16 protein-coding genes and 1 other annotated feature are annotated in these 17564 nt (G+C 28.7%); of the genes, 2 read left to right on the forward strand and 14 right to left on the reverse strand.

Annotated features, from left to right (window positions below; genetic code table 11):
• Window positions 1-994: 994 nt before the first annotated feature.
• From BM119_RS00900 to BM119_RS00925, 6 genes are all read right to left on the reverse strand, one after another.
• Window positions 995-1255, reverse strand: a complete 261-nt coding sequence (locus BM119_RS00900) for a TIGR04076 family protein (RefSeq protein WP_090037881.1) — start codon at window positions 1253-1255, stop codon at window positions 995-997.
• Between the two features lie 708 nt (window positions 1256-1963).
• Window positions 1964-2632, reverse strand: coding sequence for an amino acid ABC transporter ATP-binding protein (locus BM119_RS00905; protein ID WP_090037884.1), 669 nt, complete (start codon window positions 2630-2632; stop codon window positions 1964-1966).
• A 27-nt stretch (window positions 2633-2659) separates the two neighbouring features.
• Complete coding sequence (locus BM119_RS00910) at window positions 2660-3301, reverse strand: amino acid ABC transporter permease (RefSeq protein ID WP_090037887.1); 642 nt, start codon at window positions 3299-3301, stop codon at window positions 2660-2662.
• A gap of 35 nt (window positions 3302-3336) precedes the next feature.
• A complete protein-coding gene (locus BM119_RS00915; protein ID WP_423230989.1) occupies window positions 3337-4128 on the reverse strand; it encodes an amino acid ABC transporter substrate-binding protein in 792 nt (263 codons plus the stop codon).
• Window positions 4129-4270: 142 nt separating this feature from the next.
• Window positions 4271-4554: a binding site (T-box leader), on the reverse strand.
• A 193-nt stretch (window positions 4555-4747) separates the two neighbouring features.
• Window positions 4748-5314 carry a nitroreductase family protein gene (locus tag BM119_RS00920; RefSeq protein ID WP_090037892.1) on the reverse strand — a complete coding sequence of 189 codons (567 nt, stop codon included), beginning with the start codon at window positions 5312-5314 and terminating at the stop codon, window positions 4748-4750.
• A gap of 452 nt (window positions 5315-5766) precedes the next feature.
• Complete coding sequence (locus BM119_RS00925; RefSeq protein WP_090037895.1) at window positions 5767-6723, reverse strand: MerR family transcriptional regulator; 957 nt, start codon at window positions 6721-6723, stop codon at window positions 5767-5769.
• 457 nt (window positions 6724-7180) lie between these two features.
• Here BM119_RS00925 and BM119_RS00930 point away from each other — a divergent pair, with 457 nt between their 5' ends.
• Window positions 7181-8878 (forward strand): oleate hydratase, encoded by a 1698-nt coding sequence (locus BM119_RS00930; RefSeq protein WP_090037897.1) that lies wholly within the window; start codon window positions 7181-7183, stop codon window positions 8876-8878.
• A 65-nt stretch (window positions 8879-8943) separates the two neighbouring features.
• Here BM119_RS00930 and BM119_RS00935 read toward each other — a convergent pair whose 3' ends face one another.
• Entirely contained in the window at window positions 8944-9516 is a 573-nt protein-coding gene (locus BM119_RS00935; RefSeq protein WP_090037900.1) for a TetR/AcrR family transcriptional regulator, read from the reverse strand.
• 450 nt (window positions 9517-9966) lie between these two features.
• Here BM119_RS00935 and BM119_RS00940 point away from each other — a divergent pair, with 450 nt between their 5' ends.
• Window positions 9967-12378 (forward strand): GxGYxYP domain-containing protein, encoded by a 2412-nt coding sequence (locus BM119_RS00940; protein WP_423230990.1) that lies wholly within the window; start codon window positions 9967-9969, stop codon window positions 12376-12378.
• Window positions 12379-12449: 71 nt separating this feature from the next.
• Here BM119_RS00940 and BM119_RS00945 read toward each other — a convergent pair whose 3' ends face one another.
• From BM119_RS00945 to BM119_RS00970, 7 genes are all read right to left on the reverse strand, one after another.
• Window positions 12450-12917, reverse strand: a complete 468-nt coding sequence (locus BM119_RS00945) for a chemotaxis protein CheX (RefSeq protein WP_090037906.1) — start codon at window positions 12915-12917, stop codon at window positions 12450-12452.
• 513 nt (window positions 12918-13430) lie between these two features.
• Window positions 13431-13772 (reverse strand): zinc ribbon domain-containing protein YjdM, encoded by a 342-nt coding sequence (locus BM119_RS00950; protein WP_090037909.1) that lies wholly within the window; start codon window positions 13770-13772, stop codon window positions 13431-13433.
• Between the two features lie 169 nt (window positions 13773-13941).
• The gene (locus tag BM119_RS19730) at window positions 13942-14118 is read right to left on the reverse strand and encodes a hypothetical protein (protein ID WP_177199274.1); all 177 of its coding nucleotides are present in this window, start codon (window positions 14116-14118) and stop codon (window positions 13942-13944) included.
• Between the two features lie 13 nt (window positions 14119-14131).
• Window positions 14132-14821, reverse strand: a complete 690-nt coding sequence (locus BM119_RS00955) for an ABC transporter permease (protein WP_090037911.1) — start codon at window positions 14819-14821, stop codon at window positions 14132-14134.
• On the reverse strand, window positions 14814-15584 hold the full coding sequence (locus tag BM119_RS00960; RefSeq protein WP_341465740.1) for an ABC transporter ATP-binding protein: 771 nt from the start codon (window positions 15582-15584) through the stop codon (window positions 14814-14816). The genes BM119_RS00955 and BM119_RS00960 overlap by 8 nt, the downstream gene beginning before the upstream one ends.
• A 65-nt stretch (window positions 15585-15649) precedes the next feature.
• Window positions 15650-16297, reverse strand: a complete 648-nt coding sequence (locus BM119_RS00965; RefSeq protein ID WP_090037916.1) for a TetR/AcrR family transcriptional regulator — start codon at window positions 16295-16297, stop codon at window positions 15650-15652.
• 265 nt (window positions 16298-16562) lie between these two features.
• Entirely contained in the window at window positions 16563-17342 is a 780-nt protein-coding gene (locus BM119_RS00970) for a ComEC/Rec2 family competence protein (protein ID WP_177199275.1), read from the reverse strand.
• Between the last annotated feature and the right edge of the window lie 222 nt (window positions 17343-17564).

Consider the following 17564-nt stretch of genomic DNA (forward strand, 5'->3'; position numbering starts at 1 on the left):
ATTTAAATACATCCTATGTTAAGGTTCAACCCGTAAAAATCTAATACAACTTCTTAATTAAGTAAATTTAAATACATCCTATGTTAAGGTTCAACCAGATAATTGTTTGGGTGCTGTAGGATTAAGAAAATTTAAATACATCCTATGTTAAGGTTCAACCGGTAATTCTATTTGCATTGTTAAGTGGTCAATAATTTAAATACATCCTATGTTAAGGTTCAACCACTGTAAAATCAAGGTTCCTATAATTAATGATATATCATAAAACCTCATAAATCAAGGATTCCTTTAAAAATTACCAACCGATTCTAATTTTTTAGTTTTACATATTAAAAAATCTACTACCCCCTTAAATTCAAAAGGGTTTAAGAGGTTTTGTTTTAAAATACCGTTGGTAAAATATAATGTGAGCTTACTATTCAATAGATAATTTAATTAATTTGTCACTTGCCACTCTACAACTTGTCACTAAAATAAGTACATCTCATGTTAAGGTTCAACTTTTCATCTATCAAATCTGAAATATATTTCTTATATTCATTTAAATACATCTCATGTTAAGGTTCAACTTATAAATTAAATCCTAAAGTAAATGGAGAAATGTCATTTAAATACATCTCATGTTAAGGTTCAACTTTTAAGTTTCAAGACATGGGAAGAATATATTATAAAATTTAAATACATCTCATGTTAAGGTTCAACTTAACTTAGAAGAAAAGGAATGGATTGCTTCAGCTAAATTTAAATACATCTCATGTTAAGGTTCAACCACTGTAAAATCAACATTCTTATAATCAATGATATACCCTAAACCCTTATAAATCAAGCACTTCTCTAAAAATTTACCAATCGATTCTGATTTTTTAGTTTTACATATTAAAAAGCCTCTTAAGCTCTTGAATTTAAAAGACTTTAAGGGGTTTTATTTTGAAATACGGTTGGTAAACTATAATATAACTTTACTCTTAAATATATACTTTAACTAAATTGTTACTTAACTATTCTCTTCTTCTTCTACCTCTCCCAAAATAACAACTCTACCATTATCAGGACACTTCATCTCAAATTTCTTCGCTTTACAATTACCATAATCCAATGTAGCCCCATTTAAAAGAGCGTATACATTTGGATATATATTATTCCAAAGCTCATGACAAATAGGAGGACATATATCTTCAACAATAAAGACATCACCCTTCTTATGGTATCCGCTTCTACACTTACTTTCTTTTATAGTTAATTTTACTCTTGGCATAACTTTAACTCCTAACTCTTAATAATTTACTGTAATTCCAAACTAATTTTTAATATACATTTATTTAAATCTATAAATTAAGAATTTTACATTGTTTTCTTAATATTCTATCATGTAAATTTAAGTTAAGGTAAGATACTAATTTCAAATAAAATGATTCTAATGCTAAAAATCATTTTATGCTAAAGAAAAAAAGAGATAAATTTAAAATTTACCTCTTTTTAAATATAAAAACTAAATCAGGCTAGTCTAACTATGACCCTTTAGTATTTTATCTGCAAATTATGTAGTTTTTCTACAAATATTGTAACACTTACATTCCTTGAATTATATATCATTTTCCTTAACTTTAGGTTAACTTTTCTATAACCCAACTTTTATCATAAACTTTTAAAAGTTTATGATAAAAGTATACTACATAGATATTCACTTTTCAATATTATTTTTAGTTTTTATAGAACGATCTTTTTAACTGACCTCATAAACTCTTTGTTTAATAAAAAAAGCCCCAATACAAACATATATCAGGGGCAACTCATTAAAATTAAAATATTTTATTTAATTATCTATAAGGAATGTACTTTCTAAGTTTATCCTTAATAAGTACAATATATACTCAATTTTTATTCACGCATTTATTAGCTTAAAGTTTCATTATTAAATTGAATAATTTATATTGGACATACAAGTTAATATAAACTTATTTACTTATACAATTATATTAAAAAACTCTTCTGATGATACATTTCTTAAAATTCTACCATTATTTATTTCTATAATTCTAGAGGATACTTTTTTAGCGAAAATCATATCATGCGTTACTATAAGTATGCCAATACCCTCTTTAGATAATTCTTTTATTATTTCTCCTACCTCAAGTGTTAATTTGGGATCTAATGCTGAAGTTGGCTCATCAAAACATATGTATTTAGGTTTCATTGCTAAAACCCTAGCAATAGCAACTCTTTGTTTTTGTCCACCTGATAACTCACAAGGATAATTTTTAGCCTTATCCTCTATTGCTAGTGATTTAAGTATTTGAAATGCTCTTTTTTCTGCTTCATATTTATCAATTTTAAGAACATTTATAGGTGCCTCAATTATATTTTGAAGAACAGTCATATGTGGAAACAAATTAAATCCTTGGAATACCATTCCTAAGTTTTTTCTTGTATCTTTATTTAATTCTTCTGAATCAATAAGAACATGTCCACTATCTACTTTTTCTAAACCACTTATTATTCTCATAGTTGTGGTCTTTCCTGCTCCTGATTCACCAATTAAGCTAACAATTTCTCCCCTGTTTATATTAAAGGTTATGTTTTCTAATACTTTTATACCTTTAAAACTTTTCTTTATATCTACAACTTGTAACATATGATTTTCCTCCTATTAATTATTGTATTAGTTATAGTAACTGTATCTTTTTTCTAAGATTTTAAGAGCTTTTGATAGAATAGAAATTGTTATTAAATACATTGCCCCAGCTGCAAGTAGAGGAATAATTGATGCCTCTCTATTGCTTGCTATTTTTCCTACTCTTAAAAGTTCTGAAATTCCAACAACATAAACTAATGATGTATCTTTTACTAAGGTTACTATCTCATTTGTAATAGCTGGTAAAACCTTTTTTATCGTTTGAGGTATTATAATTTTTCTTAAAGTATATCCTTTCGAAAAACCTAACATATGAGCTGCTTCATATTGTCCATCATCTATATCTTCTATTCCACCTCTAAATATTTCTCCAAAATATGCTCCATAGTTTAAAACAAATGCTATAATGGCTGCCTCAAATCTACCTAACCTTATACCAACTAACGGTAGTCCAAAGAATATCACTACAAGTTGTAATAAAAGTGGCGTACCTCTCATTATCATGACATAAAAACTGCTTATTCCATTTAATAATTTATTTTTACTTATTCTTCCTAGTGAAACTATTATGCCTAAGGGAATTGAAAGTATTATAGTTATAAAAAACACCCTTAAAGTTTCCATTAATCCATCTATTAAAGCTGGCATCAAATTATATATTAAATCCATTATGTATTCCTCCTAACCCTTTGTTTCTTTAATTATTATTCAATATTGGTTATATCTTCTTTAAACCATTTATTTGATATTTCCTTTATTGTTCCATGTTCCTTTAATTCTAACAATGCATTGTTAATCTTATCTTTTAGTATGTCATCACCCTTTCTTAATCCTACGCTATATAATTCCTTACCAAAATCATCATCTAAAACCTTAAACTTTTCTTTTCCTATTTTGCTTATATAGTATCTAGCCATTATTTCATCAGCTACAATAGCATCACTTCTATGGGACTCTAAATCCATAAATGCATCATTATTGCTTTCAAATAAAATAAGTTCTCCTTTTTTAAACGTTTTAATCATATCTTTATCCTTTTCCACTGCCTCTTGGGAACTTGATTCAGCTTGAACTGCAACTGCTTTTCCCTTTAAATCATCTTTATCTTTAATATTAGAATCTTTTAATGTAATTATGACTTGTCTATTTTTTAAATATTCCTTAGTAAAATCCACCTGCCCTTTTCTTTCTTCTGTTATAGAATATCCATTCCATATAACATCAATATTTCCGCTGTCTAGTTCCATCTCCTTCATTGACCAATCTATTGGTTGGAACTCCACATTATAGCCAATATTTCCACCTACTGCTTTTGCTAAATCAACATCAAATCCTACTATTTCTCCATTACTATCCTTAAAACCCATAGGTACAAAAGTATCATCAAGACCTACTATTATGGTGTTTTCTAAGGTTTCTCTTTCATCACCACAGAATGTGATTAAAACAGGTGTTAGTATTAAACATAGTATTAGTATTATTTTTTTCAAAACAATTCCCCCTTTTCTAAAGTTAATCTTTCCTCTTGTAATTTTGTTACAACTACTCTTTTTAACTTGCTTGTAAATTATAAATCTTGTTTATTTAACTTATTACTTAATTTTCAACACAAAAAAACTTCCGCCCTAAGCTATTAACTTAAAGGACGAAAGTATAAAATTCTCACGTGTTCCCACCTTGATTTACTAATTAGTCACCTAATCAGCCTCATAGAGTACGTCAAATTACTTAATGTTTATATCCATTGAAATTTGATTATACCCTGGCACTATAACGGGTGCACCCGAATGCAGTCTACTTCCATTTAGGTTTCGATGATTAACTCCAAGATGTGTTCAAAATGATTTCTTTTGCCCCTCTCACCATCCGGGAACTCTCTGTAAAAGTTCTTCATCTTTACTATTTCTTTTCATCGTTTTTTAATTTTATGTTTTTTTACAGTTTACTATGCTAAAGTGCTAAAGTCAATATTTATTTATTAATTTTTAAAATGCAAATACAAAATAGCTATATTTTTATAAAAAAAGTAGAAATGCTCACTTTCTATTGAACACCTCTACTTTTATCATCTTTAACTCAATATAAACCAACTTTTTCAATTATATATCATTAAGATTATCTTATATAATTTACTTTATTTTTCTTTCTTTCAGGGGGATTTACATTCTCTATCTTTTTGTATCCAACTGAAATAGAGTGCATAACTTTATATTCTTCTGGTATACCACATTTTTCTCTATATACGTTTCCTACTTCTGGATCTGAAAATAATGATGCTACTGTACCAATCCAACAAGTACCTATTGATAAGCTTTCTGCTACTAACAACATGTTTTGAACTGCTGCACTGGTATCTTCCATAGGAGTTATAGCTTTTTCATTACCTGAAATTAGTATTACTGTAGGTGCGTTATAGAATATATGAAGCTTTTCATTTTCACCCAACTTTCTGATATATTCATTTTCTGATTTTGATAATATGGTTTTAGTTTTATCGCTTATTTCTTTTGTTAATTCTTTATTTTGAATTACTGTAAAATGCCATGCTTGTTCATTTGTTCCACTAGGTGCCCAAATCCCTCCTTCTAAAATAGTTTCAAGTTCTTCTTCTTTTATTTGGTCTTCTTTGTATGATCTAATGCTTCTTCTCTCTTTTACTACTTCTAGAATATCTTTTGTCATAATATAGTCCCCTTTCAATAAAGTTTTCCGTTTTATCTTTTACTATTATTTATGATTTATTCTTTGGGTAATCTTTATTTTTCAATTATATCCTTCAACTTTTGAATTTGAGCATATTTAACCTTTTTATAACGTATTCTCTAAGTTGTTTTTGTATAATTTTAATAATGCCCCTTGAATAAAAGGAATCATTAAGAAAAAGTAGGTTATATTCTTAGAAGAAATAAACATAATAAATAAAATGATTATAATTCCATAATTTACATTTTTGAAATTCATAAACTGATGCCTCCTTCTGAAATTTATATTATGTGTAAATATTTAACATTTATATAATATTCATATGTATAACTTGTCTCATAATATTAATTTAAAAATCCACCTGAACATTAATATGGATTTACCTATGGTTATATAAACAAGAAGAGTATGCTTCAAACTACTTATTATACTTACTCTGCCAAAGCTACTAAATTCCCAAAGAACTCCTCTAAACTTACCCCAAATTCATTTTTCATTTCGTCACTTGCTTCTTTATTTATTTCCCTACCTATCTCTCTATACCTTTTATAGTCAGCATTCAAAATTTCTAAATATATATCAAAAGTATTATCCATTCCTCCAATACCATTTAGTATGTTCTTAGATTTGGCAAGAGATTCAACAATATTTTTTTTAAGCTCCTCATTTTCATTTATAGATTTTACAAATGAAATAATATCTTTTTTATATTTTTCCTTTAAACTACTATCTCCACTTAAAAGATTTAACATGTTGTTTTTGGATTCTTCGTTATAGTCTTTAATTTTATCAATATCTATGCTACTCATACCTTTTATAAATGTATTATTATCGTCTAACTCATCTAAATCATCCAAGAACTCTACAAGCTTTAACCATACATCTTTCTTTTCATTATTATCTATAGTAATGTTCAAAAATGGTTCATAGCAACTTACAAATATCTCCCCAAAGGTTCCTGGAAAGATTCTTATTAAAGTATTTGATATTAACTCCTTTTTTTCAGTTATAGAAAGTTCTAATGTTTCTCTTAGTGTCCTAACTTGTTCGCCAACACTATAATAATCCTTTGTTTCTTTGTTAATAATACTGCTAATAATAAGTTTGGTTTTTTCTAGGTTACTTATAGTTTCAGTCACTTTTTTTAGAGTATCATCCATAATTTCATGGATACATTTATTTCCCTCTACTAAACACTTTATTTCACTTATTGGTATTTCTATAGCTCTTAATGCACCAATTAAATTAAGTTTTACAATATCATTATCTGTATATTCTCTATAGTTGTTAACATTATTTTTAAAAGGATTAATTAAACCCTCACTCTCATAATACTTAATAGCTTTTTTTGTTAATCTAGTCTTTTCGGATACGACTTTAATATTCATAAATAAAACCTCCAATAAAATTAAAAGTTAGCTAACCTTTAATTTAACTATAATGGTACCTGTAAGGTACAAGTCAATGATTTTTTATAAAGCCAAAAAATATTTATAATATATATCTTGATTCCTAAGGCCATACATAAGGCACATGAAAGAAAATAACAAGTCAAATGTGCCTAAACTTAACAACTACTTTTAATTTTATTTAACTTACATATTTATGATTATAAAATACCATACCAATAATGTCTAATTCTTTATATAAAAAGAATTTGAATTAAATCTTAGCATTAATAAAACTGTCCTCTCTTGTAAATTATCAGTAGAAATTCATTGCACAAAGTTATAATTTTATTACAACATTGCACATTTAATGAAATTTGATTATTTATTTTTTCCTCTAATTGCTTTACCTTAATATTAGAAATACATTATAACTAACAATTAGGAGGGTAAATTTATGGGAAATTTTCAAAATATAAATACTTTAAAACCAGAAGGTATAGAAAATAAAAAAGCTTATTTAATTGGAGGCGGTGTAGCCTCTCTTGCAGCTGCTGAATACTTGATTCGTGATGGACATATGGATGGTAAAAACATCACTATTTTAGAAGAAACACATATTCTTGGTGGTGCTATGGATGGATGTGGAAATCCAAAGGATGGTTACATTGTTCGTGGTGGAAGAGAAATGGAAGAACACTACGAGTGTTGTTGGGATTTATATAGCAAAATCCCTTCTTTGGAAAACCCTAACAGAACTGTTTTAGAGGACTTTAGAGATCTTAACCTTGGTGATCCTAATGAGTCTACTTGTAGATTACTTCATAATTGTGGTGAAAAGGCTGATTTTTCATCTCTTGGATTAAGTGACATTCACGTTAAACAACTAACTATGCTTTTCCTTGCAAAGGAAGAAGATTTAGGCGCTACAACTGTTGAACAATATTTCCACCCTTCTTTCTTAGAAACTAACATGTGGTGGTTCTGGCGTTCAATGTTTGCATTTGAAAATTGGCACAGTGTTGTGGAAATGAAACGTTATATGCAACGTTTTATGCACTTACTTCCTGGAATGAACCGTCTTAAAGGAATTATGTTTCCAAAATATAACCAATATGATACTATGATTCTTCCTTTAAAAAATTGGCTACACTCTAAAAATGTAGTTTTTGATTTAAATACACAGGTTACTGATTTAGATATTCATATAGATAAAGATAAAAAAACTGTTACTGCTATTCACTTATCACGTAACGGCAAAGATGAAATAATTCATACAACAGCTGATGATTTAGTATTTGTTACTAATGGTTCTATGACAGAAAACTCTACTCTTGGAAACATGCATAAAGCACCAGAACTTAATCGTGAAATGGGTGGATGTTGGAGTCTATGGAAAAACATCGCAAAGAAAGATCCTTCCTTTGGAAAACCTGAAGTTTTCTGTGGTGATATTGATAAAAGTAAATGGGAATCTTTCACTATAACATGCACAGATTCTAAAGTAGCAGACCTTCTTAAGGACCTTACAGGCAGAGACCCATACTCTGGTAAATGTGTTACTGGAGGTATTATAACTATTAAAGACTCCAGTTGGCTTTTAAGTGTAACTTGTAACAGACAACCTCACTTTGTTGACCAACCTAAAAATGTGTTAGTGCTATGGGCTTATGGTCTTTTTGCTGACAACATTGGAGATTTTGTAAAAAAGAGAATGTGTGATTGCACTGGTGAGGAACTTGTAACAGAGCTTCTATATCATATGGGAGTGAAAGATGACATGGAGGAAATTATTAAAACCCTTAATGTTATTCCTTGCATGATGCCTTATATAACTAGTCAGTTTATGCCACGTGTGAAAGGTGATAGACCTGATGTTGTTCCAACAGGCAGTACTAATCTCGCATTTTTAGGTCAATTTGCAGAAATTGAAGATGATTGTGTATTCACAGTTGAATACTCTATTCGTTCCGCTATGACTGCAGTTTATACACTACTTAATCTTGATAAAAAAGTGCCTGAAGTATATCCAACTAAATACGATATTCGTGTCCTCGCAGCGGCAGCAAAAACATTATATAGTGGACGTCCTCTCCCTGGTGAGATAGTTGTACGTAAACTGCTAAAAGACACAACACTTGAAGATTTAATTTAAATATACAGTAAATAAAGCAAGGAATCCTCTTGGCTTCCTTGCTTTATTTGCAACAAACGCTTTTATTAAGTTATTCTTAATTGATTTACTTCACATTTTAATAATGCTCTATGTATATCTCCATTTATTACTTTATTAAGATTATCAATAATTTTCTCAGGATCTTCAACCATGTCGGTTCTTATCCATTCAAGCAATAATCCTACTAAAGCAAACTTATAAAAATTCACTACAAACTCCTTGTCCTTTTCTGAAACTTTCATCTCTACAGCAACCTCATCTACAACATCAAATACAAGCTTGTATACAGCACTATATAAATGTATTTCCAACTGATCACGTCCAATGGAATTATAAGTATTTAATACAAGTTTATGATTTTGTTCTAAATACAAAAATATCATTAAAAATCCTTGTTGCCATGTTTCATAAGTTTTATTTTCTGCCATTACGCTAGTAACTTCATTTCTAAAGATCCACTCCAAAAGGGCATAGATATCTTGAAAGTGATAATAGAATGTACGACGATTTACCCCACAATCCTTAACAATATCATTAACTGTAATTTTTGATAATGACTTACTGTTCATTAGATTCTTTAATGATTGTGCCAAAGCTTTTTTTGTCGTTTGTGACATACATTAGGACTCCTTCCTTGTAAATTATATATAATATTTAACCCTCTTCTTAATTTATTTGAATATATTCTATAAAATACATCCAAACTCCTCTAAAATAGCTCCACATTCTATTTCTCTATACATTATCCCTTCAACCAAATTATAGCAATACATAAAAAATAAATCCTGTCTTAAAATGCTCTGTCTTGATAAGATTTAACATTTCTCTTCTTAATAATATTTTGAATGAACATTTATTCACTAATACCAACCTAATATGAAAATCCATTACTAAATGGTATAGAAGATATATAAATAACACATGCTATATTTATATAAATTATTAGTTATAGTTAAACTTTATTATACCTATAATTAATGTAAATGAGGTGAAAATAATTGAGCAAAAAATTTAAAGTCCATGTATCCGCCATTTTGATCTTTTTAAGTTTTTTTTACTCTTTAGGAATAAAAACTCAAGCACATGCTTATGATGTATCTTTAGATGTCAAAGATGACAACAGTGTAAATCTTGTTTTAGATACATCAAAATACAATGACATGCCAAAAAGGTTTCGTAAATCATCTAATTTAGAAGGTATAAAAAACAATAATAATGTAAGTCTTAAAGGACTGGACAAATTGAATATTTCTGGTAGCCAACAATTTTCCGAACATAATCTACCTCTTGTAATAAAGAGTATAGGAACTTCATTACCTATAACTGTTGTTGACTTAAGACAAGAATCCCACGGATTTATTAATGGCATGCCTGTAAGCTGGGCTAATTCAAAAAATAATGCTAATATTGGTCTAACAAGAGATGAGGTTATATCAAAAGAAAATAGTGACCTAAATAGCATTAAATTAAATGTACCTATTACTTTTTATAATCACCAAAAACTAACTGTAGTGCCAACAAAGGTTGAAAATGAAGATAAGCTTGTTACTTCTAATTCATTATCATATCTTCGTGTTCCCGTTACTGATACTAAACTACCTACAGATGACATGGTTGATTACTTCGTTGATTCAATAAAATCGCAAACTGAAAATACATGGTTTCATTTTCATTGTAAACATGGTATAGGAAGAACTTCTACATTTATGATTATGTATGATATGATTAAAAACTCAAAAGATGTTCCAGCTGATGATATTATAAAAAGACAACTATTATTAGCAGATTTTGATGAAGATCACATTCAATCTTTCTATAAGAATGAAAGAATTACTTTTTTACAGAATTTTTATAAATATTGTAAAGAAAACAGCAGTGATTTTAATATTAAATGGAGTGAATGGAAAAAAACTATAAGCACTGAAAGCAATAGTTTTTTTCCTATTGCTTCCCTATCTAACTCTAACCCTACTTCTTATTACATAAAAAACTCTAAAATTCCAACTTCTTTATATGTTATTTCTCAAAATACTATGTCCCCCAGTGAAAGAACAATGGTATCTACCCTTCAAGGAATAGTTAATAGTAAATCATCTAATCAAATCTATACCCTCAATTCCTCACAACCAGATTACAAGATATGGTTAGATGATTTAAAAAACAATTATGGAGTATCATACCAAAATATTTCGGACCCATGGGAATTATTAAATATGTTTAAAAATTATGTTGATGGATATGTACTTTATAATAACAAATCACTAAAAGATCCTTCAATAAATAATGCTTGTTCTTTTGCATCATTAAATAATTGCATTGCAATTGATGAATCTATCCAAGATAAGGTACGAGCCCATGGTGTAACAAATGTTAAAGGTGACTGTAGAAATACAGATAAGAATTGGGCTTACAATAATTTATGGAATGGTTTAAACCATTCCATAGTAATTCAACTATCACCTGAAAAAGATACATCCTTAAGAGACTATGCCATAATGACTAAATCTCTAATATTTTATGAAGATAGCATAAATGATACTACCCTTAGAGATAAAATATTTTCATCAATGGAAACAGATTCCATCTGCTTAGGTTGGGGTCCAGATGAATTTACCAATGTAAGTACATCCTCAAAACATGGTGTAAGTATGATTGCTGCAGATTGGTCCTATAATTTAACTGTGTTAAGTGCCTTTCCATCATCACCCATGACTCAAAAGTCATTACTAAATATTCCTGATAAAGAAAACGCTCATTATGTAACCTTTATTATGTCTGATGGAGATAACCAGCAGTGGAACCTGGGTACTAATTATAACTCACCTAAATGGTACGGCTCTTCTTATAGAGGTAACTTTAATTTAGGTTGGTCCTTAAGCCCATCTTTATATTATCTAGCTCCTACTGTTTTTAACCTATATTACAAAAATGCATCTTCTGGATGTAATAATGATTATTTTGTAGTACCACCCTCTGGAAATGGGTATATATACCCAAGTAAATTTAATACCAATGCTCTAGGTTCATATGTTAATAGATTAAATGATTATATGAAAGAAGTAGATGAGAAATATGTAGCAATTATAGATGACGCCTCTTTTCATAATAATAAACTTTGGGATGAATTTACTTCTAAGCCTAATATACAGGGATTGTTTTATCTTGATTACCATAAACACGATAGTTATCATGGAGAAATTAATTGGTCCAACAATAAACCTATAGTATCTTGTAGAGATTTACTTTGGAATAATCTAGAGGGTGAAGATGAATTAGTTAAAAACATTAATGAAAGAATTGATTCTGGAGAGGTGGATATTCACAATTCTAAGAGTTATACCTTTGTTTATGTTCATGTTTGGAGTAAAGATTTAAACAACATTGAAAATGCAGTTACTAAACTAAAAGAGAATCCTAAAGTGGAAATAGTAACTCCTGAAGTTTTTATGAAGCTTATAAATAAAAATGTTGATCACTAAATAGAAAAACCATTGAATTACAGTCAATGGTTTTTACAATAATTTATCACTTTATGCTTTCTAATATGTTTCTAAAGTGCATTCTTCTCTAAAGAAATGTTAACCTCAATACTTAGTTCATCTATTCCAACCTTTACACAAATAACCTTTTCTGAACTAGCATTTGCTGTAAAGTCTCCTTGAATAATGGTTGGTGTAGATATATCTATATTTATATTATCATTTGAAAAATTAGTTGCAGAATTTGCTGTTAACATATTTATAAGCTCTGAAATCGCACTTTGAGATAATCCATCAAAGTTCTCTACAGGTATTCCCATCATCATTTTTGATGATATTTTTTTTGCATCATCTACACTCATTCCATAAATAATATTACCTTTAATATCTCCAACTAATCCTATAATAACTACAACACCTGGACTTCTTATGTATCTACCATTTAACTTAATTGAATTTTTCTTAATATTTTTAAAGCCTAGTTGAGGCATGATATTTGTAAATGAGTCTAGAAATGGATTTATATAATTGACATCCATGTTTCTTCACCTCTTCTAAATCCTATATTTATTGATATATCAACAATATATTACTAAGTTATTGTTATAATCACTATATTTAATAATTCGACTCTTTTCAACATTTCTTTAGAGGTTTAAGTTATTTTCCCTATATTCAGTGTAAATTTAGCACTATACTAGTCTATTAAGATACATATCCTTTAACAACTTACTTATTCTATTTTTCATTGTTCTGCCACAAAATAAATACTCTCTATAGTATTCTTACTATGTCCTATGGTAATTCATTACTATAATCCTCCATAAAAAGAAATCTCCTCTTTATTTACTCCTTTAATTATATTTGAATTAAGCTAACTTTATTTGAAACTCACATTAGGATTTTAAATAAAGTTATAATGTAACCTTGTAATTACTGGTTCTTATCATTCTAATTTAAATGTCTAAATTAAAATACTTTTATGCCTTTATAAAAGTAAAAAGCTAAGCTTAATGCTTAGCTCTATATACTTAGTAATATTAAAGTTGTATTTATATTTTTTTAACAAATTCAGATTTTAATGACATAGCTCCAAAACCATCAATTTTGCAATCAATATCATGATCTCCATCAACTAAACGTATATTTTTTACTTTTGTACCTATTTTTATAGATGATGAACTTCCTTTTACTTTAAGGTCTTTGATTACTGTTACAGTATCACCATCATTTAAGATATTTCCGTTTGCATCTTTAATAATCTTCGTATCTTCACTATTTTCATTTCCTGATTCTAAATTCCACTCGTGAGCACATTCTGGACAAACAAAAAGGCTTCCGTCTTCATAAGTATATTCTGAATTACATTTTGGGCAATTTGGTAAATTAGACATAAATTCATTTCCTCCATTTGTTAGTGTTAAGTATAATATATAAGAATTATTTTCAATTCCCTTTTCACAAAATATATAGGGAATTCCTTATATGCTTATATTTTATCATAATCTTCTCCTAATGACAAACCCTCCTACAACCTCTCCTTGAAGTTCTTTTTAATTAAACTTAATATAACATAATCATATTAAAAGTTGCAGTTAAAATAGCAGCTATACCCGCAAGTAGTACCCACCCTGGCCATTGTTTAGAGATACTTTTCTTCTTACCTGTAATCATTGCAATAAAACCTATTAATAATAAAATTATTCCTAACGTAAAGCCTAAAATAATTCCAATTAACATATTAATTCCTCCTTTATATAGCATCCATTTTATTAATTTTTCTTATTAACCACCTTATTACTAAAACATCTAATAAAATAAGAATGGCTAATAATACCATGCCTATAAATCTATTATTAATAGACATGTTACCTACAATATCAACTAAAACAAATGATGTGATAATTGTAGTAGGCATTGATTTTCTTATAAATCCTATTGCCATGGCAAGAATACTAATAGCCCCCACAGTAAAAGTTGTCAATAGAATAGTTTGTAAGGTAGATAAGAAGAAAAATAAGGTTAATTTATCTGGAACAATAGGATATATAGACTCGGTTATACTAAAAATCATTAGGCAAAGGCTATTACTCACAATAAACGCTATGACAGTGAATAAAATAACTAAAAATATTTTAGCTAGAAAAATTTTCTTACGACTTTTAGGATATGAGAATAAAAGCACAAGTTTCTTTCCAACATAGTCTTCTATAATAATTCTAGAAGACATAATCGACGAAAGTGTGGCAAATATAATCATGGACATTATACCTATAAATTTAAAAATATTTTGGTAATTTTCAAATAAAGGATCCTTTTCAATATAAGAAACTACAGAGATAAAATAGGTAAAACCTATAAGAACTATGCAGGAAATGATGCTTGCCAAAACATAGGTTTTTATTTTAATTTTTTTCATTTCTAATGTGATTAGGTTAATCATATTTTAATTCCTCCTTGATTTTTTGAAAAAAATAGCCTTCCAATCCTTTCTCTGAGAATTGTGATTGGATTTGTTCAATACTAGCTTCATCTATAATTTTTCCATTTGCAATAATACCTATGTTATCTGCAATATGTTCAATATCAGTAAGAATGTGGCTAGATAGAAGAATTGTCATACCATTATTTTTTAATTTAAGGAATAATTTTCTCATCTCTTGAATTCCCATTGGATCAAGTCCATTAAGAGGCTCATCTAATATAATAAGCTTGGGCTCATGAATAATAGCCCTTGCAATTGCTAATCGTTGTCTCATACCTAAAGAAAATGTTGACACGGGCTTTATATTATTAGCTGAAAGACCAACCATTTCTAAAGTCTTTTCTATATTCATATTAAACTTATCCATATAAGCAAGGTGAACTCTTAAATTTTCAGTTGCAGATAGATGTTCATAAAAAATAGGCACCTCTATAATACTACCTATATCTCTTAAAACTTCATCCCTACCATAAGTAATATCTAGTCCCATTACTTTTACACTTCCTGATGTAGGTGTAAGTAACGTTGTAAGTATTTTAAATACGGTTGTTTTACCAGCCCCATTCAGACCTAGAATCCCATAAATAGTACCTTGTTTTACATGGATACAGCAATCTTTAATTACTTCTACTCCATCAAAGACTTTAACTAATCCATCAGTTTCTACAATCAATTCATTGTACATATGCTTATTTCCCCCAATCTTATACTTATTTTTCATACAAACCGTCGGTATGTATTTATTTAAAAATATACTACCTTTAATTAGGTAGGCTATCTTTAAAATTATACGTTTTTATTAAAAATATTCTCATAGTATTGTACACATTGGCATATGAACTCATCATTAATAAATGGAATTCCAATTTTATCAGTTAAATCCTTCAAAAACTTTAATTTATCTAAAAACTCTTCCTTAGAAACCATAAATATAGCAGGAGTAAGCCAAAAATTAAATAGTAACATAATAGCTTCTGATGCAACCTTTGGATTAATAGCATTAATTGATTCATCCTTTATGCCCTCTTCAATGAACTTAGCCATCATAGGAGCCACATACTTCATTGTATCTTCAAGATGTTTAACAACCATTCTAGGATTTTTTGCAATAGAAAGTGATACGTTGTCAATAGTCTGCTTATTGGCATCTGCTATGTTGTAAATAAAAGTTTTTTTAATTTTTTGAAGCCCATTTAAAGTAGGATCATTATAAATTTTTGTGTAGAAAACGTTCTCTTCAAAATTCTTTTTACTAATGGCATTCATAATTTCTTCTTTAGATTTAAAATGATGATAAATAGCACCCTTAGACATACCTAAGTTATTAACAATATCTTGAATAGTTGTTTGGTCATATCCCTTTTCAATAAAAAGTTTAAAGGAAACATCTAATATCTGTTTAATTGTCTCTTCAGGATATTTATTACGTGCCATATAAATCCCTCCTTAATATACATACTATTGGTATGTATTATACTACAAACTCTAATTAAATATCAACAAAAAATAATATTTATATAGAAATATACCTCTCCTATGCCCTTTAGGTATAATATTATTATCACTTTTACCTTTTTAATCTCTTATTTAATCATAATGTGTTAAAATTATGCTCATTATCTTAAGTTTAATGCTTATACTCTTGTCCTATTACGTTCTCATATAACCTTACAAATAAAAAATCAATTTCTTTTCCTTGTCACTTGTTTATCACCGCAATTTCGCCATACGAAGAAATAGTGATTGTAATGAGTCCTTCCGTATCTGTACGTAAAATAGTTGTATCTAATTTTTCCAATCTTTTTAGAACTTTATTATCAGGAGCATGCCCATCGCTTTCATTGCATGTTATGACAGCATACTGAGGATTTACCGCTTCAAGAAATTTTTTAGATGAAGTGCCTGAAGAGCCATGATGTGCCACTTTTAATACGGCAGCATTTAAATTCATTGTTGAATTTAGCAAATCATTTTCAGCTTCTGTTAAAATATCTCCGGTAAACAGCATCGATTGTCCTGCATAAGTTACTTTTACCACAATAGATGAGTTATTTACATCATCGTATTGATTTGATAAAGGAGCAAGAAAAGTCACTGTGGCACTTCCAAGAAGAAAACTGTCACCTATTTTTGGGTTTTTAACATGAATACCTTTATTTTTAATAGCTGACATCATTGCAATATAGTCGTCTGAATTTTTTTTCACTACGTCCGTCTTATATAGAACGCCTATATCAATTCCACTCTCAATCATGCCAGTCATTCCTCCTATATGATCTTTATCAGGATGAGTTGCAATAACAGCTGAGAGGCTCGTGACATTTTTTTCTGTAAGATAAGAAATCACATCGTCGGCATTTTCCGCATAGCCTGCGTCAATCAAAATAGATTCTCCTTCGCATTGAAGAAGAATGCAATCACCCTTGCCCACAGGATAAAATGAAGCAATTAGACTTTCATCAGAAACCACCTGTTTCATATTAGAATATGAACACCCAACAAATAAAACTCCCATAATCAGCAGTAAAGACATCGAAATCCTGCAACGTTTTTTTTAATATGATCAATATATTGTCTATTAAAGCCACCTCCCGTTTTTGACATTCCTAATAATATGAAAACATTATAATATCACCCAAAACAAGCAACACTATTAAATATGTCCACAAACCGGATGTCATAATTATTCAATATTCATAAA

This window comes from Clostridium frigidicarnis (assembly GCF_900111985.1).
Lineage (GTDB): Bacteria > Bacillota > Clostridia > Clostridiales > Clostridiaceae > Clostridium_Z > Clostridium_Z frigidicarnis.

Coding starts and splice junctions, on each gene's coding strand:
- BM119_RS00945 (WP_090037906.1), bottom strand. CDS start 12,917: ATGGATGTCAATTATATAAATCCATTTCTAGACTCATTTACAAATATC.
- BM119_RS00900 (WP_090037881.1), bottom strand. CDS start 1,255: ATGCCAAGAGTAAAATTAACTATAAAAGAAAGTAAGTGTAGAAGCGGA.
- BM119_RS00955 (WP_090037911.1), bottom strand. CDS start 14,821: ATGATTAACCTAATCACATTAGAAATGAAAAAAATTAAAATAAAAACC.
- BM119_RS00950 (WP_090037909.1), bottom strand. CDS start 13,772: ATGTCTAATTTACCAAATTGCCCAAAATGTAATTCAGAATATACTTAT.
- BM119_RS00930 (WP_090037897.1), top strand. CDS start 7,181: ATGGGAAATTTTCAAAATATAAATACTTTAAAACCAGAAGGTATAGAA.
- BM119_RS00925 (WP_090037895.1), bottom strand. CDS start 6,723: ATGAATATTAAAGTCGTATCCGAAAAGACTAGATTAACAAAAAAAGCT.
- BM119_RS00910 (WP_090037887.1), bottom strand. CDS start 3,301: ATGGATTTAATATATAATTTGATGCCAGCTTTAATAGATGGATTAATG.
- BM119_RS00965 (WP_090037916.1), bottom strand. CDS start 16,297: ATGGCACGTAATAAATATCCTGAAGAGACAATTAAACAGATATTAGAT.
- BM119_RS00920 (WP_090037892.1), bottom strand. CDS start 5,314: ATGACAAAAGATATTCTAGAAGTAGTAAAAGAGAGAAGAAGCATTAGA.
- BM119_RS19730 (WP_177199274.1), bottom strand. CDS start 14,118: ATGTTAATTGGAATTATTTTAGGCTTTACGTTAGGAATAATTTTATTA.
- BM119_RS00935 (WP_090037900.1), bottom strand. CDS start 9,516: ATGTCACAAACGACAAAAAAAGCTTTGGCACAATCATTAAAGAATCTA.
- BM119_RS00960 (WP_341465740.1), bottom strand. CDS start 15,584: ATGAAAAATAAGTATAAGATTGGGGGAAATAAGCATATGTACAATGAA.
- BM119_RS00905 (WP_090037884.1), bottom strand. CDS start 2,632: ATGTTACAAGTTGTAGATATAAAGAAAAGTTTTAAAGGTATAAAAGTA.
- BM119_RS00970 (WP_177199275.1), bottom strand. CDS start 17,342: ATGAAACAGGTGGTTTCTGATGAAAGTCTAATTGCTTCATTTTATCCT.